This is a genomic window from Pseudomonas sp. H1_D05, assembly GCF_054682705.1.
The window spans coordinates 1,281,499-1,302,713 of sequence record NZ_CP162825.1 but is presented as its reverse complement, the minus strand read 5'-3'; the positions used below and the strand labels follow the sequence as shown (position 1 = coordinate 1,302,713).

Sequence of the window (21,215 nt, the reverse complement as noted above, 5' to 3'; positions counted from 1 at the left end):
AGAGGGCTAGGGTGAGGGAAAACCTGACACCCCGCACAAGAACAGGAGTCACCGCACCATGAGCCGCGCCCCAGACACATGGATTCTGACCGCCGACTGCCCCAGCGTCCTCGGCACGGTGGACGCGGTGACGCGTTTTCTGTTCGAGCAGGGCTGCTACGTCACCGAGCACCACTCGTTCGATGACCGCCTCTCCGGGCGATTCTTCATTCGCGTGGAATTCCGTCAACCCGACGGTTTCGACGAGCAATCCTTCCGCGCGGGTTTAGCCGAACGTGGTCAGGCCTTCGGCATGGTCTTCGAACTGACCGCGCCGAACTACCGGCCGAAAGTGGTGATCATGGTCTCCAAGGCCGATCACTGCCTCAACGACTTGCTCTACCGCCAGCGCATCGGCCAGTTGTCGATGGATGTGGCGGCGGTGGTGTCCAACCATCCGGATCTCAAGCCATTGGCCGACTGGCACCAGATTCCCTACTACCATTTCCCCCTCGACCCCAACGACAAACCGTCGCAGGAACGTCAGGTGTGGCAGGTGATCGAAGAGTCCGGCGCTGAACTGGTGATCCTCGCCCGCTATATGCAGGTGCTGTCGCCGGAGTTGTGCCGCAAGCTCGATGGTAAGGCGATCAACATTCATCACTCGCTGCTGCCGGGTTTCAAGGGCGCCAAGCCGTATCACCAGGCCTACAACAAGGGCGTGAAACTGGTTGGCGCGACGGCGCATTACATCAATAACGATCTCGACGAAGGGCCGATCATTGCCCAGGGCGTCGAGGCGGTGGATCACAGTCATTACCCTGAGGATCTGATTGCCAAGGGGCGGGATATTGAAGGACTGACACTGGCGCGGGCCGTTGGGTATCACATTGAGAGACGGGTGTTTTTGAACGCCAATAGAACCGTCGTTCTTTAGATCGCTTTCGCGAGCAGGCTCGCTCCCACAGGGGTAAGCATTCCAATGTGGGAGCGAGCTTGCTCGCGAAGAGGCCATAACAGGCAACACATAAACAGCATCTGTACCCGAGCACTTAACGCGCTGCCTGCCTGGGCAACGCGGTTCCATAAAAACAACAGCGAGGTGAAAGCATGTCTGGCAATCGTGGTGTGGTGTATCTCGGCGCTGGCAAGGTCGAAGTACAGAAAATCGACTATCCGAAAATGCAGGACCCGCGCGGTCGCAAGATCGAGCACGGGGTCATTCTCAAAGTGGTTTCCACCAACATCTGCGGCTCCGACCAACACATGGTGCGCGGCCGTACCACGGCGCAGACCGGTCTGGTGCTGGGTCACGAGATCACCGGCGAGGTGATCGAAAAAGGCTCCGACGTCGAAAACCTGAAAATCGGTGACCTGGTTTCCGTACCGTTCAACGTCGCATGCGGGCGCTGCCGCTCCTGCAAAGAACAACACACAGGCGTGTGCCTGACCGTCAACCCCGCTCGTGCTGGCGGTGCTTACGGTTATGTCGACATGGGCGACTGGACCGGTGGCCAAGCCGAATACGTGCTGGTGCCATACGCCGACTTCAACCTGCTGAAATTGCCGGACCGCGACAAGGCCATGGAGAAAATCCGCGACCTGACCTGCCTCTCCGACATTCTCCCTACCGGTTACCACGGCGCCGTCACTGCCGGCGTTGGTCCGGGCAGCACCGTTTATATCGCGGGCGCTGGCCCGGTCGGTCTGGCCGCTGCCGCTTCCGCGCGTCTGCTCGGTGCGGCGGTGGTGATCGTCGGCGACGTCAACACCATCCGCCTGGCGCACGCCAAGGCACAGGGTTTTGAAATTGTCGACCTGTCCAAGGACACGCCGCTGCACGAACAGATCGCCGCACTGCTGGGCGAACCGGAAGTGGATTGTGCGGTGGACTGCGTCGGTTTCGAAGCGCGCGGCCATGGCCACGACGGGGTCAAAGCCGAAGCGCCGGCCACCGTGCTCAACTCGCTGATGGGCGTGGTGCGTGTTGCCGGCAAGATCGGTATCCCGGGTCTGTACGTCACCGAAGATCCGGGTGCCGTGGACGCCGCCGCAAAAATGGGCAGCCTGAGCATTCGCTTCGGCCTGGGCTGGGCCAAGTCGCACAGCTTCCACACCGGCCAGACCCCAGTGATGAAGTACAACCGCCAACTGATGCAGGCGATCATGTGGGATCGCATCAACATTGCTGAAGTGGTAGGCGTGCAGGTGATCAGCCTCGATCAGGCGCCGGAAGGTTACGGCGAGTTCGATGCGGGCGTGCCGAAGAAGTTTGTGATTGATCCGCATAAGTTGTTTAGTGCGGCGTAAGGTTTTACACAATAGAAAACGGCGCCATTGAGGCGCCGTGTTTCATGGGGGGCGGGAATTTCCTTCCGCTTTTACTCAATTTCTACTTCTTCCGCTTGCAGTCCTTTCTGCCCTTTAGCAGCAATGTAACTAACGAACTGTCCTTCCTTCAAAGTCTTGAACCCATCAGCCTTGATTGCTTTGAAATGAACGAAGAGGTCATCGCCGCCATTCTTCGGCGTTATGAAACCAAACCCCTTTTCATCGTTGAACCACTTGACCGTGCCATTCTCTCTACCTGCCATGTCTTTGCTTCCCGTTTCGATTGATTGGTGAAAACATTTACAAAACAACAGAAGAATGAGGATGTTTGAGAAAGTCCTCGTCCTGAGCCAGTTTTATATCGACTGCGTAATATTGACCGTTATCGCCCTGCACAAGGTCATAGGTGACCTTCTGCCCCGCTTTGATGTATTTGATGATCGGATCGTCCGGGCTGATGCAAAAGATGATCGGCGGGACATCTGATTCGAGCAGTTGATCGCGCGGACTGAGTTGCTTCTCCATCACCGTATCTCCCGTTGAATGACCGTTAATTGCACCTCGCTTTCTTCGAACAATTGACACACCAGCAGCCTATTCCAGCCCGGATCGCTAGACACCTGTCAGATCTGACAGGTGTCTAGTTCTTTTTGAAATATTGATTTTCACGACAAGAAAATAATGACCTAAAAAAACTGCAGCCTTCGGTTGTTTCGGGGGGATTAAGGTCGTGTGGGAAGTTCGATGCGGGCGTGCCGAAGAAGTTTGTGATTGACCCGCATAAGTTGTTTAGTGCGGCGTAAGGCTTAAGCGCAATACAAAACGGCGACCTTAGGGTCGCCGTTTTTTGTGGGAAGGCAAAGTCAAAAGCTACCCTCACCCCAGCCCTCTCCCCGAGGGAGAGGGGGCCGACCGAGGTGTCTTGCGTCGTATATCGACCTGAAAGATCGAGTCGACTATGGATTCAACGCAAGTCTTTCAAGTCGGTGTATTGCGCAAATATCCCATGGTCAGTCCCCTCTCCCTCTGGGAGAGGGCTAGGGTGAGGGGCTTTACAAGGCCGCCAACGTCCCTTGATACAGCACCGGCCCTGTCGGCTGCCCGGTCGGCGAACCACCTTTCGGCTCAAGACTTACCGCCAGCGCAATCGGTTTACCGATCAAGGCTTTCTGCGCTTCGCTCAGCTCAACCTTGCCTTTGCCTCCCGCCGGAATGACCCCGAGGGAAATCGGTTTGCCATCCGCCGGAATCGCCCACAGCTCCAGGCTACGATCCGCATCAACCGCCGCCAGCGTCAGCGGCTCAACTTGCAGATAATCCGCATGCGCTTCGACCTTCAGCGCCGGTTGCGCATCGGCGGTCAGCAGGGTGGCGCGGTAGCGGGCGTCGTCGCGGTTGTACAGCGAGCCGAGGAACACCAGCACGGCAATGGAGCAGATCGCAGCGGTGAGTCGCAGCCAGTTCCAGAATGGCCGTTTTTCAGGCACATGCAGAACCTGTGGTTCGATGCGCGAGGTGATGCCGTGCCACACGCGGTCGGGCACCGGATGTTCCGGCAGCGCTTCGGTGAGAGTGGCGAGGCTTTCCTGCCATTGCGCCAGTTCAGCCCTTAATGCCGCGTCATCCAGTAGCAACTGTTCAAACCGCCGCCGCGCAGGCGCAGCCATCAACCCGATCGCGTAATCGGCAGCAAGGACGCGGCGCAGGGCAGGGGTCTGGTAGTTCATGATTCAAGGCACCGGCGCAGACGTTCCAGGCCACGACGAATCCACGACTTCACCGTTCCCAGTGGCGTCGCCAGGTGTTCGGCGAGTTCCGAGCACGACAATCCCTGAAAGTACGCCACGGTGATCGACTGGCGCTGCATGCTTTCCAGGGTTTCCAGGCAGCGGTTCAACGTCTGAGCCTCGCGGGCGCTGTTCAGTTGCTCGTGAGCCGAGGGGCTTTCGTCCGGCAGTGTGTCCTGTTCCAGATCAGTCAGTGGCCTTTCGCGATGTTTGCGCAACTGATCGATGGCCTGATTACGGGTGATGTTGATCATCCAGGTCAGCGGCGCCGACAGGTGCGCTTCGTAACGCGAGGCGTTGTTCCAGATGCGCACGAAGCTTTCCTGCAGCACTTCCTCGGCCAGATCGGTGCGGCGCATAAACCGCAGGGCGACACCATGCAGACGCGGGCCGACGCTGCGGTACAGCGTTTCGAAGGCGCGACGATCGCCCAGTGCACACTGGGCCAACAGCTGGCGCAACTGATCGGTGTCGGCGATGGAAATGACGACTCTCCAGGCAAAGGTCGAGCGACGAGGGCTGGGCTCGGACTGTTCACAGGCTAGTTCAGTGATAGCGGTTGTGCCATTCATCGCGAAGGTGTCCGGGATTTCACGTTTTATATACGCAGGCCGGACGAAAATGGATGCGCCGCGCCGGAACATGCCGGCGGATACCCGGTCAAACCGGCAGTTTCACTGCCCGTGCAACGGGTGGTTTTCACAGCGCAAGAGGATGTCTGAATGAAGATTTCACGCGGTATTGCCTTGGCTTCACTGATGACCCTTGCGGCCAGCCCGGTGTTCGCCGGTTTCAGTCTGGACGACGTGACCAAGGCGGCTTCGAGCATGCAGGGCGGCAATGCTGCCACCGCCGCGGCGCCGACCTCGGAAACCGCCGGTCTGCTGCAAGCCGTCACCGGTCTGGGGGTTACCCCTCAACAAGCCGTCGGCGGCACCAGCGCCATGCTTGGCCTGGCCAAGAACCAGTTGAGCAGCACTGATTATTCACAGTTGGCCAAAGAAGTACCGGGCATCGACAAGCTGTCGGGCGGTGGCGGTAACCTGGCGGCGCTGAGCGGCTTGTTGGGCTCGTCGGGCAAGTCAGCCGGGCTCGAAAACGCGCTGGGCAACGTCAAGGACACCAATGACCTGAACAATGCCTTCGGCGCGCTGGGCATGGACAGTGGCATGGTCGGCCAGTTTGCCCCGGTGCTGCTCAAGTACTTGGGTGATCAGGGCGTCGGCGGCCCGCTGCTGCAAAGCCTCGGCAGCATCTGGGGCGCCGGCACCGGTAGCTGATTCAGCCGCGTTCGCCGCGCAGTTCGGCGATGCGCTGATCCTTCTCGTTCCAGAGCTGGTTGACCCAGCTCTGGACCGTTTGACGAAACGCCGGATTATTCTCGTAATCACCCTGCCACAGCGCCGGGTCGAGTTCGCGGGTCTTGATATCGATGATCACGCGCGGCACGTTGCCGCTGATCAAATCCCAGAAACCCGGGATGTTCGCCTGTGGATAAACCACGGTGACGTCGAGAATCGCATCCAGTTGTTCACCCATCGCCGCCAACACAAATGCCACGCCGCCAGCCTTGGGCTTGAGCAAGTGCTTGAACGGTGATTGCTGCTGTGCGCTTTTCGCGGCGGTGTAGCGGGTGCCTTCCAGATAATTCACCACGGTCACTGGCTGACGCTTGAACAGCTCGCAGGCCTGTTTGGTGATTTCCAGATCCTTGCCGGCCAGCTCCGGATGTTTTGCCAGAAATGCCTTGGTGTAGCGTTTCATGAAGGGGTAATCCAGCGCCCACCACGCCAGTCCGAGAAACGGCACCCAGATCAGTTCTTTCTTGAGGAAGAATTTGAAGAACGGCGTGCGGCGGTTGAGGGTCTGGATCAGCGCCGGAATGTCGACCCACGACTGGTGGTTACTGACCACCAGATACGAAGTGTCACTGCGCAAGTCTTCGCCACCGCGAATGTCCCACTGAGTGGGGATGCACAGGCGGAAAATCAGCTTGTCGATCTCGGCCCAGGTCTCAGCGATCCACATCACCGCCCACGAGGCGTAATCGCGCCAGCGGCCTGGTGCGATCAGTTTGAGCAGAGCAAATACCAGCAACGGCCCGATCAGGATCAGGGTGTTGAGCAACAGCAGCAGGGTGACGAAACAGCCGGTGAGCAGGCGGCGCATAAGCAACTCTTTGCAAACGGATGGGCGCGCCATGATAAGCAGCTTCGCGCGGCAGGCCAAATCGGTGGTGACGAATGTTTCACTTTAGTCGCGTTAACCTGATCGTTCCCACGCTCTGCGTGGTAACGCCGCCCGGGACGCTCCGCGTCCCTGTGACGCAGAGCGTCACTGGATGCATGCCCACGCAGAGCGTGGGAACGATCAAGCGCGCAACGGTCTAAAATCCCGTTGCCCAACCTCTCAAGGAAGCCCCTTACGTGAAATCCCTCCTTGCACTGTTTGCCCTCGTCGCCCTGCCGGTCATGGCCGCCGAGCCGACCCTGTACGGGCGCTATGAATACATCGCGCTGCCGGAAATCGGCGGTGAAGTGCTCAAGGCCAAGATGGACACTGGCGCGCTGACCGCTTCGCTGTCGGCCAAGGACATCGAAACCTTTACCCGCGATGGCGATGAATGGGTGCGTTTCCGCCTCGGCACCAAGGACGCCAGCAACAAGGTCTACGAACACAAGGTCGCGCGCATCAGCAAGATCAAGAGCCGCTCGGATGAAGAGGATGAGGGCGAAAGCACCGAAGTCGCCAAACGTCCGGTGGTCGATCTGGAGCTGTGCCTGGGCAACGTCAAGCGTACCGTCGAGGTCAACCTGACCGATCGCAGCAACTTCAATTATCCGCTGCTGATCGGTGCCAAGGCCTTGCGCGAGTTCGGCGCGGCGGTTAACCCGGCGCGGCGCTTCACGGCGGATAAACCGGACTGCTGAGCCAAGTGGTCTCATTGACGTAACGTCAGGCTTGGGGCACCGTTCGCGCACCTAACCCACGGGCTCGGACGCCATGCCTCATATCCTGATTGTCGAAGACGAAGCGGCGATTGCCGATACGCTGATTTTTGCCCTGCAAGGCGAGGGGTTCGGCACCACGTGGCTGAGCCTCGGCGCGGCGGCGCTGGAGCATCAGCGGCAGACGCCTGCCGATCTGATCATCCTCGACATCGGCCTGCCGGACATCAGCGGCTTCGAGACCTGCAAACAGCTACGTCGCTTCAGCGACGTGCCGGTGCTGTTCCTCAGCGCCCGCGATGCCGAGATTGATCGCGTGGTCGGGCTGGAGATCGGCGCCGACGACTACGTGGTCAAGCCGTTCAGCCCGCGTGAAGTCGCGGCGCGAGTGAAGGCCATCCTTAAACGCATGGCGCCGCGTCCAGTGATTGAAGCCTCTTCGGCGCTGTTTCGCATCGATCCCGAGCGCGTACAAATCAGCTATCGCGGCCAGACGTTAAGCCTGACCCGCCACGAATTCCGCCTGTTGCAATGCCTGCTCGAACAACCCGAACGGGTATTCAGCCGTGAGCAATTGCTCGATGCGCTGGGCGTCGCTGCCGACGCCGGCTACGAGCGCAGCATCGACAGTCATATCAAAAGCGTGCGCGCCAAACTGCGTCTGGTGCGCGCCGACGCCGAGCCGATCCAGACCCATCGCGGCCTCGGTTACAGCTACAGCCCGGGGCACAGCTGATGTCGCTGGGGCTGCGGATCTTTCTGGTGTATGTGCTGTTTGTCGGCCTGACCGGTTATTTCGTGCTCAACACGGTGATGGAAGAAATCCGCCCCGGCGTGCGCCAGTCCACCGAAGAAACCCTGGTCGATACCGCCAACCTGATGGCAGAAATCCTCCGTGATGATTTCAAGGCCGGCACCCTTAGCGAGAACCGCTGGCCCGAGTTGCTGCGTGCCTATGGCGAGCGCCAGCCGCAAGCGACCATCTGGGGCTTGCCGAAAAATCAGGTCAACCACCGTATCTACGTCACCGACGCGAAAGGCATCGTCGTGCTCGATTCCAGTGGTGTCGCGGTCGGTCAGGATTACTCGCGCTGGAACGATGTCTACCTGACCCTGCGTGGCGAGTACGGTGCGCGTTCGAGCCGCAGTGATCCGGATGACGCCAGCTCGTCGGTGATGCACGTCGGCGCGCCAATTCGCGATAACGGCAAGATCATCGGCGTAGTCACCGTGGCCAAGCCCAACAGCTCATTGCAGCCCTATGTTGATCGCACCGAGCGGCGCTTGCTGTTTTACGGCGCCGGGTTGATCGGCCTCGGTCTGCTGTTTGGTGCTTTGTTGTCGTGGTGGCTGAGCCGTGCGCTGCACCGTCTGACCGGTTATGCCCAGGCGGTGAGCGAAGGCCGGCGGGTGGAAGTGCCGCATTACCGTGGCGGTGAACTGGAACAACTGGCTACCGCCGTGGAACAGATGCGCACGCAACTGGAAGGCAAGGCCTACGTCGAGCGTTATGTGCACACGCTGACCCATGAACTGAAAAGTCCGCTGGCGGCGATTCGCGGTGCGGCGGAGTTGCTGCAAGGCGACATGGCGCCGGTTCAGCGTTTGCGGTTTGTCGGCAACATCGACAGCGAAAGTGCGCGGATGCAGCAGTTGATCGAACGGTTGCTCAATCTGGCGCAGGTGGAACAACGTCAGGGCCTTGAAGAGCGGGTCGCCGTGCCGTTGGCCGTGTTGGTCGATGAGTTGCTGCAAGGGCAGGCAGCGCGAATTGAAGGCAAACAGTTGCGCATCGAACAGACGATTGCCGCGGATCTGCTGTTGATTGGCGAGCCGTTTCTGTTGGGTCAGGCGCTGGGCAACTTGCTGGAGAATGCGCTGGATTTCACCCCGGTTGAGGGGCTGCTGCGGTTCAGTGCCGAGCGGGTTGGCGAGCAAATCGAATGTCGATTGTTCAATGAGACGGCGCCGATTCCCGATTACGCTTTGCCGCGGTTGACCGAGCGTTTTTACTCATTGCCGCGCCCGGACAGTGGGCGCAAAAGCACGGGGTTGGGGCTTAACTTCGTTGAAGAAGTGATCAAGTTGCATGGTGGGGCGATGCAGATTCGCAATGTCGAGAGCGGTGTTGAGGTGACATTGCGCTTGCCTTGATACCGAGTCGTTGCCTTCGCGAGCAGGCTCGCTCCCACAGGGGATTTGTGAACGACACAGAACCAATGTGGGAGCGAGCCTGCTCGCGAAGGGGCCAGTGAAGTCTCCACACAATCTCCACATTCCCCCCACAAAACCCCCACACCCACTCAGCAGACTCTGCCCATCCAAACAGGGAGAGTCCCATGAACAAGAATCTGACGATAAAGCTCGGCGCCATCGCTCTGCTGATCCTGCTGTTATTGATCCCGCTGCTGATGATCGACGGCGTCATCGACGAGCGCCAACAGCTGCGTGACGGTGTGCTCGAAGACATTGCCCGCAGCTCCAGCTACAGCCAGCAACTGAGCGGCCCGGTGATGGTGGTGCCGTATCGCAAAGTGATTCACAACTGGAAAACCAACGATAAAACCAACCAGCGTTACGACGAACCGAGCGAAGAACGCGGTCGTTTGTACTTCCTGCCGGAGCGTTTCGAACTCGACGGCCAGGTGCAAACCGAACTGCGTGCACGAGGCATTTATGAAGCGCGGTTGTTCCACGCCGATAACCGTATCAACGGCCATTTCTCATTGCCGGCGCAATTGGGCATCAAGGAAGACTTCAGCGACTACCAGTTCGATGCACCTTTTCTCGCGGTCGGTATCAGCGATATTCGCGGTATCGAAAATGCGCTGAAACTCGAGCTCGATGGACAGCGCCTCAATTTCGTTCCAGGTACGCAAGTCGGTTGGCTCGGTGAAGGTGTGCGGGTCACGCTGCCGTTGCTCGACACCAGTAAAACCACGGAACTGAGCTTCGGCTTCGACCTGCGTCTGCAAGGCACCGGTTCATTGCAGGTGCTGCCGGTGGGCAAGAGCAGCAGCGTCAGCCTCACCGCCAACTGGCCGCATCCAAGCTTTGTCGGCAACTTCCTGCCGGGCAAACGTGAAATCAATGATCAAGGTTTCAGCGCCGATTGGCAGACCACGTTTTTCTCCACCAACCTGCAAGACGCCATGAGCCGTTGCGTGAGCAGCAATGATTGCGAGGCGTTCAACGGTCGCAGCTTCGGTGTGAGCTTTATCGATCCGGTGGATCAATATCTGAAGAGTGACCGGGCGATCAAATATGCGCTGCTGTTCATTGTCCTGACGTTCGCTGGTTTCTTCCTGTTCGAAGTGCTCAAGAGTCTGGCCGTGCACCCGGTGCAATACGCGTTGGTCGGTGTGGCGCTGGCGTTCTTTTATCTGTTGTTGCTGTCGTTGTCGGAACACATCGGCTTCGCCCTGGCGTATCTGTTGTCGGCCAGTGCTTGTGTGGTGTTGATCGGGTTTTATGTCTGCCATGTGCTACGCAGTGTGCGTCACGGTTTGAGCTTTTCGGCGGGGCTGGCGGCGTTGTATGGCCTGCTCTATGGCTTGCTGAGTGCCGAGGATTACGCGTTGTTGATGGGCTCGTTGTTGCTGTTCGGTCTGCTCGGTGTGTTCATGGTGCTAACGCGCAAACTGGATTGGTACGGGATTGGGCAGAAGCCGGGCAAGCCGTTGGAGTTTGATGTGGGGGCGATGCAATGAGCCGGGTGGGATTACGTGAAGATCAGCGAGAGGCGGAGGTTTTGGTGACGCTGATTTTTGCAGCGCTACCATCGGAACCGAGGTGGTTCATTCGCGAGCAAGCTCGCTCCCACATTGGATTTATGTCGTTGCATCCATGGCATGAACAACACAATACAACTGTGGGAGCGAGCCTGCTCGCGAAGAGGCCGGAACAAGCGCCGCCGATTTAAGGCTTGGGCATCGTGGCGATCATGGAAGGTCGCTGACTCACTTCAAAGAACCAGTTGGCCAATTGCGGGTTGGCATCACGCCAGCCCAGGTCCGGGAAGCGCAGGTCGAGGTAACCCAGCGCACACGCCACGCTGATCGCTGCCACATCGAAATGGCTGGTCAGCTCGGCAATCGCGTCGCGCTCCAACACAGCGAGGGCGCGGCGGATCTTGTCACGCTGAGCCTCGAGCCATTCGTCCCAATGCTTTTCCGGCGCGCGCAGGACCATTTCATAACGCACCATCACCGACGCATCCATGATCCCGTCGGCCATCGAGGCCAGGGTCAGACGCCGCCAGCGGGCCGCGCCTTCGCGCGGGATCAGCGGATTGCCGACGTGTTGTTGATCGAGGTATTCGAGGATCACACGGCTGTCATGGATGACGTTGCCATCGGCCAGTGCGCAGGGCGGGGATCTTGCCCAGCGGGTTGTCGACATTGAGCTCAGCGCTCGGGCTGACCGGGCTGAGCACGCAATCTTGCAAAGAGACGCGATCCTGCTGGCCGGTTTCGTGCAGCAACACCATCACTTTGCGCACGAACGGGGAGAGCGTGTTGTGGTACAGGGTCATGCTGGGGGCGGACATTGGCAGGGTCTCGATCAGAACGATGAGGGAGCAGCATAGCCTGTCAGTGCACGAGCTCAAGCCTTGCGCCGAACCAAATGTAGGAGTGAGCCTGCTCGCGATAGCGTAATAACATTCAATAACTATGTTGACTGACTCGCAGCCATCGCGAGCAGGCTCACTCCTACAAAGGTTTTTCAGCTTCGCGGCAGAAAACCTCGTATCGCCAGAAACGCCGGCACACCCAGCCCAACCCAGCTCAACGCATCCCAAATCCCATCCCCAAGCAGCGCCGCAAACAACCCCGCCGCACTGAGCAACGCAATCACGATCGGCGTGCTGAACACCTTCCAGAAACTCGACTGACGCGGCTTCATGCGGAGGCCTCCGCCGTTTCCAGCACAGGCCTGGCCGCTCTGCGCCGCACCACCCACAAATACACGCCACTGCCGAGCACAATGATCGTCAGCACATCCAGAGTGGCCCAGAGGATTTTCATCGGCATGCCGCCATAGTCACCAAAGTGCAGCGGCTGCGACATGCCCATGGCGTCCATGTACCACGGCCGTTCGGCCACGGCGGTGACCTGCAGCGTGGTCGCATCGATCAGCACCGGCGTCAGCAGATGCGAGGTCAGGTGCGTACCGCCCTTCATGAACACCGAGTAATGGTGTTCGCTGGAAAAGCGTGTGCCGGGGAAGGCAATGAAGTCCGGCTGCATGTCCGGCGCGACTTCGCCAGCGATATCGAGCAAACGTGTGGCCGGTGCCAGATGTGTCAGTGGCGGGGCATCGCGATAAGGTGCGATCAAGGTGTTCAGTGCATCGTTGCGCCAGGCCGCGATCAACAAGTCGGCGCACGCGCTGATCACGCCGGTCACGCCCACCACCAGCGCCCAGGTCAGGGTGACGACACCGATCAGGTTGTGCAGGTCGAGCCAGCGCAGGCGGGTGGATTTGTCCTGACGCACGGTGCCGAACTTCAAGCGGCGCATGAACGGCAGGTACAACACTGTCCCGGATACGATGGCCACGACAAACAGCAGCCCCATGAACGCCAGCAGCAACTTGCCCGGCAGCCCGGCGAACATGTCGACATGCAGGCGCAGGATGAACAGCATCAAGCCGCCATTGGCCGAAGGCGTTTCCAGCGCTTCCCCGGTGCGCGCATCGAGCATGAACGTGTGCGAGGAATTCGGTTCGGTGCCAGCGGTTTTCGCCATGATCGTCAGCACGGCGTTCGGCTCATCGTCATCGAAGCCGAAGTACTGCACGACGTCATCGGGGCGATGCTGTTCGGCGGCCACGACCAGTTGCGCCAGATTCAATCGAGGCGTGTCGGCCGGCATCTCGCGCACTTCGGGTGCGTCGCCGAGCAGGTGCTCGATCTCGTGATGAAAGATCAACGGCAAACCGGTCAGTGCCAGCATCAGCAAAAACACGGTGCAGACCAAGCTGGTCCAGGTGTGGATGAACGACCAGCGGCGAATTGTTTTACTTTTCATTTCATGACCTTCAAAAACACCAAAGCCGTCCACGGAGGACGGCCTGGTCACAGGGCCTGTTTCAGCTCAGACGCTTACCACTTGTAAGTGGCGCTGGCGACGACACTGCGCGTGTCGCCGTAGTAGCAGTAGAAGCTGTCGCAGGTGGAAATGTATTCCTTGTCGAACAGGTTGGTCGCGTTGAGTGCCAGCGACGCGCCTTTGAGGCTGTTGTCCAAGCGGCCGAGGTCGTAATGCACCGAAGCGTCGAACACGGTGTAGGCGTCCGCCTTGCCCAGCCAGGAATTGGCCTTGTCGCCGTAGGTGTTGCCGGTGTAACGCACGCCACCGCCAATGCCGAAGCCGTCGAGCACGCCGGCGTGCCAGGTGTAGTCAGTCCACAGCGACGCTTGCTGGTTCGGCATCAGTTGCAGGCGATTGCCCTTGTCGACGCCATTTTGTACTTCCGATTTGGCCAGGGTGTAGGCAGCGATGACTTTCAGGTTGTCGGTGACGTCGGAAACCGCTTCCAGCTCCAGGCCTTTGACTTTCACTTCGCCGGTCTGGCTGGTGATCGACACGTTGTTGACGAAGGTGTTGACCGAAACGTTCTTCTGAGTGAGGTCGTATACGGCAGCGGTCAGCAGGGTTTTGCTGCCCGGTGGCTGGTACTTGATGCCCAGTTCCCACTGCTTGCCTTCGGTCGGTTTGAGCGAACCGGTCGAGGTGGCGTCGGCGCCCGTGGTCGGCTGGAAGGATTCGGCGTACGACAGGTACGGCACGAAACCGTTGTCGAAGACGTAGCTGAGCGCAGCGTTGCCGCTGAACGCTTTGTCGCGCTGGGTGTTGGTGGCATCGCCCTTGTTGATGAACTGGGTGCTGGTGTGCACCCAGTCTTCACGGCCACCGAGGGTCAGGCGCCACTGGTCGAGGGCCATCTGATCCTGGATGTACAGGCCGGTCTGGTAGGTCTTCTGGTCGTAATCGTAAAACGCGGTGGAGCGCGCTGGACGCACGATCGGCTGACCATAGATCGGCGTGATCACGTTGGTGGTCAGGCCGTCACCGAAGATCGAGGTGTAGTTGGTGTTGCTGCGCTGATGGTCCAGACCCAACAACAGAGTGTGGCGGATATCGCCAGTGGCGAAGTCGGCCTGGAAGTTGTTGTCCACGGCGAACTGGCTGATGTCTTCTTCGACGCTGGTGCTGGTGCGCCCGACGTTGCCTTGATCATCCACTTCGGTGAACGGGTAGGAACCCGGCGTCAGCGACTGGAACGACAGGTCCGACTTGGTGTAGCGCAGGTTCTGCTTGAACTGCCAGACATCGTTCAGACGATGTTCGAAGGCATAGCCCAGCGCGTAGTAGGTGCGATCGTAATATTCCCAGTCCGGATCACCCAGATTCTTGTGGTGGGAAATATCACCGAACGGCGATTTGATCTTGGTGCCCTGCACCGGCAGGAACTGGCTGGTGATGCCGGTATCGTCGCGGGTGAACTGGCTCAGCAGGGTGAGCTTGGTGTCGTCGTCGATGTTCCAGGTCAGACTCGGCGCGATGTTGTAGCGCTTGTTGTCGACGTGATCGACCTGCGTGCCGCTGTCGCGCACCACACCGCTGAGGCCATAGAGAAACTGGCCAGCGTCGTCAATTTTGCCGGTGCTGGCGAAGTTGATCTGACGGTGGTTGTCGCTGCCGTATTGTAACTGGATTTCGCTGCTGGCTTCAGCACTTGGGCGACGGCTGACCATATCCAGCAGGCCGCCCGGTGGCGTCTGGCCGTAAACCGAGGAGGCCGGGCCGCGCAGCAGGGCGAGGCGGTCGAGGTTCCAGGTTTCCTGTTTCGGGTTGGCGTACACGCCTTTTGGCAGCGGCAGGCCGTCGAGGAACTGGGTCGGTTCGAAACCGCGCACACGCAACCAGTCGGCACGGGTGTCGCTGCCGTAGCTGCTGGCGGTGATACCCGGCATGTAGCGTACGGCGTCATCGAGGCTGTGCACGCTGCGGTCGTCCATTTGCTGGCGAGTCGCGACGGAGATCGAACGCGGCGCTTCGACCAGCGCGGTGTCGGTCTTGCTGCCAGCGGCGGTGCGGGTGGCGGTGTAGCCGTCGACCGGGCCCCAGGCGCTTTCGAAGTTTTCCACACCGATGACGGAAGTTTCCGGCAGGGCCAACGTCCCTTCAGGCACCGCCACAAGGGTGTAGGTGCCGGTGCTGCTTTGTTCCAGTTGCAGACCGGTGCCATGCAGGGCCGCGCGCAAGGCACCGGCCGCGTCGTACTGGCCGTTGACCGGCGCCGAGGTCTTGCCCGCCGCCAGCGACGGATTCAGCGACAGCGCAATGCCGCCCTGGCTGGCGATCTGGTTCAGGGTGGTCGACAGTGGCGCCGCCGGCAGGTTGTAGGCGCGCACGCTGGACGCTTGTTCAGCGGCGAGCAACGGACTGCTGATCAGCGGCGCGCTGAGCGCGATGGCGACGGCCAGCAGACCGGGGCGCAACAAGGTGTCTAGCGAACGGGACATACGGCGGCTCCTGAATGGAAATATTTCTCAATTGCCTGTGTGCCGGATGAAAAGCAGAAAGTGATAGGGCAGGATGAAAATAATTTCGATTAACTGGAAACAGCCACATTTCTGCGGGCTTGATCGTTCCCACGCTCCGCGTGGGAATGCCTCAATGGACGCTCTGCGTCCGCTTCGGCAGGGACGCAGAGCGTCCCGAGCTGCATTCCCACGCAGAGCGTGGGAACGATCAGGTCAAGGGGAGGAGGGCTCGGCCTTAGCGACTGTGACCCAATACGGCGTATGCCGCTCGATCTGCACCGGCAGGGTCGGCAGCAATGCGCTCAGGGCCTTATCGGTGTCATGCAGCGGGAAGCTACCGGTAATCCGCAGGTCAGCCACGTCCGACGCCACGCCCAGATACCCGCGACGATAACGCCCGAGTTCGTGCACCAGATCGCCCAACCGCGCGTTATCGACCACCAGCATGCCGCGCGTCCAGGCATCGGCGCCGGGATTGAGCGCGACAATCGAGCCCAGCCCGTCACCGCGCAGCAGCACTTGCTGGCCTTCATGGAGAATTTGCTCTTCAGGGTTGGATTGCGGGCGCGCCGCGACCGCCGATTGCAACACACTCAGGCGCGTGCCTTGGTCTTCACGCTTGACCAGGAACCGCGTACCCAGCGCGCGCATGCTGCCTTCGCGGGTTTCGACGATAAAAGGGCGCGCATCGCCATGCCCGGTTTCGACAAGAATTTCGCCTTCCTGCAAGACGATCAACCGGCGCTTGTCATCGAACCGCACGTCCACCGCACTGTGGGTGTTCAGATTCAACACAGTGCCGTCCGCTAGACGCACAGTGCGCTGCTCACCGGTCGCGGTGCGTTGATCGGCGAGCCAGTAATCCAGTGGCAGAAAGCGTTCGCTGGCGAACAGCCCCACACCGACCAGCAGCACAACGCTGGCCAGCCCACTGCCCAGTCTGCGCACCCGGCGGCGAATGCCTTCGCGTGACTGCAGCAAGGCACTGCGGGCCGGACCTTTGGCCACGCTGAAGCGCTGATCGAGCATGCCCAGTTGCCGCCACGCGCGGGCGTGTTCTTCATGGGCCGCATGCCATTTGGCGAATTCCTCGCGCTCCAGCGGGCTGCTCGAATCGAGGGTCAGTTGCCGTGCAATCGCCGCGTCCAGCACATGCGCCGGCACCGGTCTGGAACTGGCCGGGCTCACGTCGGCTCTCCGTACAGCGCGATGTAGCACTGACGAATCCCCTGGGCCAGATACTGGCGCACGCGCGGCACCGAGACGCCGAGCTTGTCGGCGATCTCGGCATGGCTGAGGCCATCGAGGCGGTTATAAAGGAAAGCGGCGCGGGCCTTGGTCGACAGTTTGCCGAGCAAGCGGTCGATGGCTTTGAGGTCTTCGAGGATCATTTGCTGTTCTTCCACCGACGGTTGTTCGCCTTCGGGGATCAGCATCAGTTCGGTGAGGTAGGCCTGTTCCAGCGCCGCGCGGCGGAAGTAGTCGAACAGCAAGCCTTTGGCGATCGCCACCAGAAAGGCGCGCGGCTCGCGCGGTGTCAGCATGTCGTCGCGACCGAGCAGGCGGACGAAGGTGTCCTGACTGAGGTCTTCGGCACGTTGCGGGCAGGCCACATTGCGCCGCAGCCACGCCAGCAGCCAACCGCGATGGTCACGATACATCGCACCGACGAGCTCACTGTTAGGGCTTGGGACTGACGACACCGGACATCACCGATTGGGAAATATTAACTAACGCGAATTGTTCGCGATTGTGGCAGAGGTGGGAATGGTTAGCAATTGGCCACTGGTCAGGTGGGCGTTAAAGGCTGGCCCTCACCCTAGCCCTCTCCCGGAGGGAGAGGGGACCGATTGGGGGATATTGTCGCAATACACCGACGTGAAAGATTTCTGCTGAATCCATAATCGACTCGGTTTCTCAGGTCGATGGAAAACCCGAGACACCTCGGTAGGCTCCCCTCTCCCTCGGGGAGAGGGCTGGGCGGGCGGCGTTCCGATGAGGGGCTTCTGATTTAAAACGAAGGCGTCTGCTGCCGCCGCTTCCACTGACTCAACCGCTGCTGCAAATTCAACGGACTATGAATCTGCTGACCCCGCGCCCGGCTGAACAGAATCAACGCCAACTCTGCAGTGGCCAGCGCATCGGCACTCGCGTTATGCCGCTCGAACACCTCAAGCTTGAACCAGTCGATCCACTCATCCAGCCCGGCCTCACGAATGTTCGCTTGCGGGCACACTAGCGGTGCAATGTCGGCGACATCCAGGAACACCTGCTGCAACTTGTGCCCCAGATGTTCCTTCAGCGCACGCCCGAGCATGTGCTGATCAAACGGCGCATGAAACGCCAGCACCGGGCTGTCGCCGATAAATTCCAGGAGTTCCAGCAACGCCTCGACCGGCTCACTGCCCGCCGCAATCGCATTCGGCCCCAACCCGTGAATCAACACGCTGGGACTGAGCTTCAGCTCGCGACATTGCAGCGTGCGTTCGAACTGCTGACTGAAATCGATCGCGCCGTCCTCGATCACCACCGCGCCAATCGACAACACACGGTCCTTGTTCAGATTCAGCCCGGTGGTCTCCAGATCCAGCACCACCCAGCGTTGTTCGCGCAGTGTGCATTCGCTCAGCTCGGTAATCGTCGGCAGCTGCGCCAGACGCTGCTGAAAATCCACCGGCACCACCGCACTCGCCGGGCGCAGCCACGAGAACAGGCTCATAGCTGATACCGCAACATCAGGCTACTTTGCAGACGCTGAGCCTGGCGCAGGGATTCACGCAGGATGCGCCGGTCGAGGTGATTGAGGCTGTCCGGGTCGACGCGGTTGGAATAGGGCAGGTTCTCCCGCGTCTGCAATTGATGCTGCTGCATGCGCGTCTGCTGTATGAAGTGATAGGCCTCTTCATACGCCGCGCCATCCAGTCGCTCGATGACTTCTTTCTCGACCAACTGACGGAAGCGCTCGAGGGTATTGTTGGCGTCGATACCGTTGGCCAGCGCGAGCAAGCGTGCGCCATCCACGAACGGCGTCAGCCCCTGCACCTTGAGGTCCAGCGTTGCTTTCTCGCCATTCTTGCGTGCCAGCACAAACTCACGGAAACGGCCCACCGGTGGACGATTGCGCAGGGCGTTCTCGGCCATCATGCGCTGGAACAAACGGTTGTCGCCGACCTGATCGAGAATGCCGCGGCGCAATTGTTCGCAGCCTTTTTCATCGCCCCAGACCACGCGCAGATCGAAGTAAATACTCGAACCGAGCAGATTCTCCGGCGTTGCCTCACGAATAAACGCCGCGAAGCGCCGCGCCCATTCTGCCCGCGACAGACACAGCTCGGGATTGCCGGCCATGATGTTGCCCTTGCACAGAGTGAAACCGCACTGCGCCAGACTCTGGTTGATCTGCTGCGCAATCGGCAGCAGCTTGCCGCGAATCTCTGCTGCATGCGCAGCATCGCGGGCGTCGAACAGAATGCCGTTGTCCTGATCGGTGTGCAGCGTCTGCTCGCGACGGCCTTCGCTGCCGAAGCACAACCAACTGAATGGCACGCCGGGGTCGCCTTTTTCCGCGAGGGTCAGCTCGATCACCCGGCACACGGTGTGATCGTTTAGCAAGGTGATGATGTGGGTGATCTGCGTCGACGACGCGCCATGAGCGAGCATGCGTTCGACCAGTTGGCCGATCTCGCCGCGCAGGCTCACCAGTTGTTCGACGCGCTGGGCGCTGCGAATCGTCCGGGCCAGGTGCACCAGGTCGACCCGTTGCAGGGAAAACAGATCACGTTCTGAGACCACGCCACACAAACGCTGATCCTTGACCAGACAGACGTGGGCGATATGCCGTTCGGTCATGGCAATCGCCGCATCGAACGCACTGTGATCCGGCGAAAGATAAAAGGGCGAAGGCGTCATGTGGCGCTCGATGGCCTCGCTGAAATCACCGACGCCCGCAGCCACGACATGACGCAGATCGCGCAGGGTGAAAATCCCCAGCGGGGCTTTGTGTTCATCTACCGCCACGATGCTGCCGACCTGTTGCTCATGCATCAGCTTCACCGCTTCACGCAATGGCGTGTCGGGGCTGCAGGTCACCGGGTGACGCATCGCCAGTTCGCCCAGTCGGGTGTTCAGCGAATACTGGGTGCCAAGGGTTTCCACGGCTTTCTGCTGCACTTGCTGATTGACTTGATCGAGCAGACTGCTTACCCCGCGCAAGGCGAAATCGCGAAAGGCGTTGGAGAGGGCGAACAGCTTGATGAACGCCAGTTTGTTCAGTTGCAGGCAGAAGGTGTCTTCGCCGGCCAAGTGTTCGGTGCGGGTTGCGCGTTCGCCGAGCAGCGCGGCCAGCGGAAAGCATTCGCCGGTGGTGATTTCAAACGTGGTCTCGGTGCCGGGCTTGGTGATGTGCTGACGTTCGCCGACCACCCGACCTTGCTTGACGATATAGAAGTGTTCAACCGGGCCGTCGGCAGGTTTGATGATGCTCTCGCCCTGGCCGTAGAAACGCAGCTGGCATTGTTCCACCAGATAAGCCAGGTGGGCGTGTTCCATCTGATTGAAGGGCGGGAAGCGCTGGAGGAATTGCAGGGTGCCCTGAATGTTCTGCAATACCGCGGTTTTCCCTGCCTGGGTGAAGGCGTCCGCTTTACTCATAACCATTACCGCAGTCTTTTTCGAATTGTTGTTGTCGGATCGTTCTGACCATGGTCGACCCCTGCGGGCGGGGTGCCCATTGGACGTAAGTCTAGGTTTGAGCTGCCGTTGGGCACATTTGGGAAGTGCCCTACAAAAACAGTCGGAAATTCGCCCGCCAGCCTCTTGGAAAAAAATCCGACGAAGTGCACATTGAAGCTCTGCTTAGCGATGTCTGACGACTGTGCCAGGTGATTGATTTGAAAACGTAGAGAACGCCATGTCCGACCACGATATTTTGAGCGACGCCGAGCGTGAAGCGCTCAGCGCTGTAATGCTCGAACCCGATTTGCCACCGCAGCGTGTACTGATCGTCGATGACGACAAGGACGCCCGGGAGCTGTTGTCGGAGATTCTCGCGTTGGATGGCATTCGGTGCATGACCGCAGCCAGTGGTGAGACGGCGCTGAAGATGCTCGAAGAAAAACCGTCGATCGGGCTGGTGATTACCGATCTGCGCATGGGCCATGTCGGTGGCCTTGAGCTGATTCGCCAGGTGCGCGAATCGGTGCGGGCGGCGCTGCCGATCATCATCGTGTCCGGCGATGCGGATGTGAAAGATGCGATTGCGGCGATGCATTTGAGCGTGGTGGATTTTTTGCTCAAGCCGATTGATACGGGTAAGTTGCTCGGTCTGGTCAAACACGAGTTGGGTATTGATCCTTAAAAGCCCCTCACCCTAGCCCTCTCCCAGGGGGAGAGGGGACTGACCGCGGTGAATGTTCGAGGTACACCGACCTGAAATTCCTCAGTCGAACTCAGGTTTTGAATAGCACCAATATCGGCTCCCTTTCCCCCTCTACCCTTGGCAATTCCTGAGCCGAGCTCAGATTTTGAAAAGCACATAGATCGGCCCCCTTTCCCCCTCTACCCCTTGGGGGAGAGGGCTGGGGTGAGGGGGATGGATCTCAAGCCCACCACAAAAAT

General features: G+C 59.8%; 20 protein-coding genes and 1 pseudogene. 8 read left to right on the top strand and 13 right to left on the bottom strand.

The genetic code is table 11. The features are described from left to right. Positions 1-58: 58 nt before the first annotated feature. Both purU and fdhA read left to right on the top strand, forming a co-directional pair. Positions 59-916 carry a formyltetrahydrofolate deformylase gene (gene purU, locus AB4O11_RS05985; protein ID WP_064589552.1) on the top strand — a complete coding sequence of 286 codons (858 nt, stop codon included), beginning with the start codon at positions 59-61 and terminating at the stop codon, positions 914-916. 173 nt (positions 917-1,089) lie between these two features. Beyond that, entirely contained in the window at positions 1,090-2,289 is a 1,200-nt protein-coding gene (gene fdhA / locus AB4O11_RS05980; protein ID WP_093429915.1) for a formaldehyde dehydrogenase, glutathione-independent, read from the top strand. Positions 2,290-2,360: 71 nt separating this feature from the next. On the opposite strand, the gene AB4O11_RS05975 is transcribed toward fdhA, so the two are convergent. The 4 genes from AB4O11_RS05975 to AB4O11_RS05960 all read right to left on the bottom strand — a co-directional run bounded on the left by AB4O11_RS05975 (position 2,361) and on the right by AB4O11_RS05960 (position 4,669). Next, a complete protein-coding gene (locus AB4O11_RS05975) occupies positions 2,361-2,573 on the bottom strand; it encodes a cold-shock protein (RefSeq protein WP_460130341.1) in 213 nt (70 codons plus the stop codon). A gap of 37 nt (positions 2,574-2,610) precedes the next feature. Beyond that, a complete protein-coding gene (locus AB4O11_RS05970) occupies positions 2,611-2,835 on the bottom strand; it encodes a hypothetical protein (protein WP_460130340.1) in 225 nt (74 codons plus the stop codon). A 527-nt stretch (positions 2,836-3,362) separates the two neighbouring features. Further along, positions 3,363-4,037 (bottom strand): anti-sigma factor, encoded by a 675-nt coding sequence (locus tag AB4O11_RS05965; protein WP_460130339.1) that lies wholly within the window; start codon positions 4,035-4,037, stop codon positions 3,363-3,365. After that, positions 4,034-4,669, bottom strand: a complete 636-nt coding sequence (locus AB4O11_RS05960) for a sigma-70 family RNA polymerase sigma factor (protein ID WP_257356440.1) — start codon at positions 4,667-4,669, stop codon at positions 4,034-4,036. The genes AB4O11_RS05965 and AB4O11_RS05960 overlap by 4 nt, the downstream gene beginning before the upstream one ends. Before the next feature lie 150 nt (positions 4,670-4,819). On the opposite strand from AB4O11_RS05960, the gene AB4O11_RS05955 reads away from it, so the two are divergent. Next, positions 4,820-5,377, top strand: coding sequence for a DUF2780 domain-containing protein (locus tag AB4O11_RS05955; RefSeq protein ID WP_099757364.1), 558 nt, complete (start codon positions 4,820-4,822; stop codon positions 5,375-5,377). A 1-nt stretch (position 5,378) separates the two neighbouring features. Here AB4O11_RS05955 and AB4O11_RS05950 read toward each other — a convergent pair whose 3' ends face one another. Further along, a complete protein-coding gene (locus tag AB4O11_RS05950; RefSeq protein WP_099757363.1) occupies positions 5,379-6,266 on the bottom strand; it encodes an acyltransferase in 888 nt (295 codons plus the stop codon). 257 nt (positions 6,267-6,523) lie between these two features. Between AB4O11_RS05950 and rloA2 the strand changes: the two genes are divergently transcribed. From rloA2 to creD, 4 genes are all read left to right on the top strand, one after another. Further along, the gene (gene rloA2 / locus AB4O11_RS05945; RefSeq protein WP_007909997.1) at positions 6,524-7,027 is read left to right on the top strand and encodes a retropepsin-like aspartic peptidase RloA2; all 504 of its coding nucleotides are present in this window, start codon (positions 6,524-6,526) and stop codon (positions 7,025-7,027) included. 73 nt (positions 7,028-7,100) lie between these two features. Continuing rightward, positions 7,101-7,781: a two-component system response regulator CreB gene (gene creB / locus AB4O11_RS05940; protein WP_414927150.1), complete on the top strand. Its 681-nt coding sequence runs from the start codon at positions 7,101-7,103 to the stop codon at positions 7,779-7,781. Then, the gene (gene creC, locus AB4O11_RS05935) at positions 7,781-9,199 is read left to right on the top strand and encodes a two-component system sensor histidine kinase CreC (RefSeq protein ID WP_460130338.1); all 1,419 of its coding nucleotides are present in this window, start codon (positions 7,781-7,783) and stop codon (positions 9,197-9,199) included. The genes creB and creC overlap by 1 nt, the downstream gene beginning before the upstream one ends. 185 nt (positions 9,200-9,384) lie before the next feature. Beyond that, on the top strand, positions 9,385-10,755 hold the full coding sequence (creD, locus tag AB4O11_RS05930; RefSeq protein WP_099757360.1) for a cell envelope integrity protein CreD: 1,371 nt from the start codon (positions 9,385-9,387) through the stop codon (positions 10,753-10,755). Between the two features lie 208 nt (positions 10,756-10,963). Here creD and AB4O11_RS05925 read toward each other — a convergent pair. The 8 genes and pseudogenes from AB4O11_RS05925 to AB4O11_RS05890 all read right to left on the bottom strand — a co-directional run bounded on the left by AB4O11_RS05925 (position 10,964) and on the right by AB4O11_RS05890 (position 20,249). Further along, positions 10,964-11,594 (bottom strand): annotated as a pseudogene (locus tag AB4O11_RS05925) (glutathione S-transferase). 176 nt (positions 11,595-11,770) lie between these two features. Continuing rightward, positions 11,771-11,950, bottom strand: coding sequence for a hypothetical protein (locus tag AB4O11_RS05920; protein ID WP_016772844.1), 180 nt, complete (start codon positions 11,948-11,950; stop codon positions 11,771-11,773). After that, positions 11,947-13,077, bottom strand: coding sequence for a PepSY-associated TM helix domain-containing protein (locus tag AB4O11_RS05915; RefSeq protein ID WP_116254363.1), 1,131 nt, complete (start codon positions 13,075-13,077; stop codon positions 11,947-11,949). Before AB4O11_RS05915 ends, AB4O11_RS05920 begins: the two co-directional genes overlap by 4 nt. A 74-nt stretch (positions 13,078-13,151) precedes the next feature. Continuing rightward, the gene (locus tag AB4O11_RS05910) at positions 13,152-15,578 is read right to left on the bottom strand and encodes a TonB-dependent siderophore receptor (protein ID WP_257356431.1); all 2,427 of its coding nucleotides are present in this window, start codon (positions 15,576-15,578) and stop codon (positions 13,152-13,154) included. A 234-nt stretch (positions 15,579-15,812) separates the two neighbouring features. Next, positions 15,813-16,787 carry a FecR domain-containing protein gene (locus AB4O11_RS05905; RefSeq protein WP_460130337.1) on the bottom strand — a complete coding sequence of 325 codons (975 nt, stop codon included), beginning with the start codon at positions 16,785-16,787 and terminating at the stop codon, positions 15,813-15,815. Continuing rightward, positions 16,784-17,260 (bottom strand): RNA polymerase sigma factor, encoded by a 477-nt coding sequence (locus tag AB4O11_RS05900; RefSeq protein WP_189661312.1) that lies wholly within the window; start codon positions 17,258-17,260, stop codon positions 16,784-16,786. The genes AB4O11_RS05905 and AB4O11_RS05900 overlap by 4 nt, the downstream gene beginning before the upstream one ends. Positions 17,261-17,610: 350 nt before the next feature. Next, positions 17,611-18,318, bottom strand: a complete 708-nt coding sequence (locus AB4O11_RS05895; RefSeq protein WP_099757355.1) for a 3'-5' exonuclease — start codon at positions 18,316-18,318, stop codon at positions 17,611-17,613. Further along, on the bottom strand, positions 18,315-20,249 hold the full coding sequence (locus AB4O11_RS05890; RefSeq protein WP_460130336.1) for a DUF294 nucleotidyltransferase-like domain-containing protein: 1,935 nt from the start codon (positions 20,247-20,249) through the stop codon (positions 18,315-18,317). The genes AB4O11_RS05895 and AB4O11_RS05890 overlap by 4 nt, the downstream gene beginning before the upstream one ends. Positions 20,250-20,508: 259 nt before the next feature. On the opposite strand from AB4O11_RS05890, the gene AB4O11_RS05885 reads away from it, so the two are divergent. Beyond that, the gene (locus AB4O11_RS05885; protein ID WP_093429933.1) at positions 20,509-20,955 is read left to right on the top strand and encodes a response regulator; all 447 of its coding nucleotides are present in this window, start codon (positions 20,509-20,511) and stop codon (positions 20,953-20,955) included. The last annotated feature ends 260 nt before the right edge of the window (positions 20,956-21,215 follow it).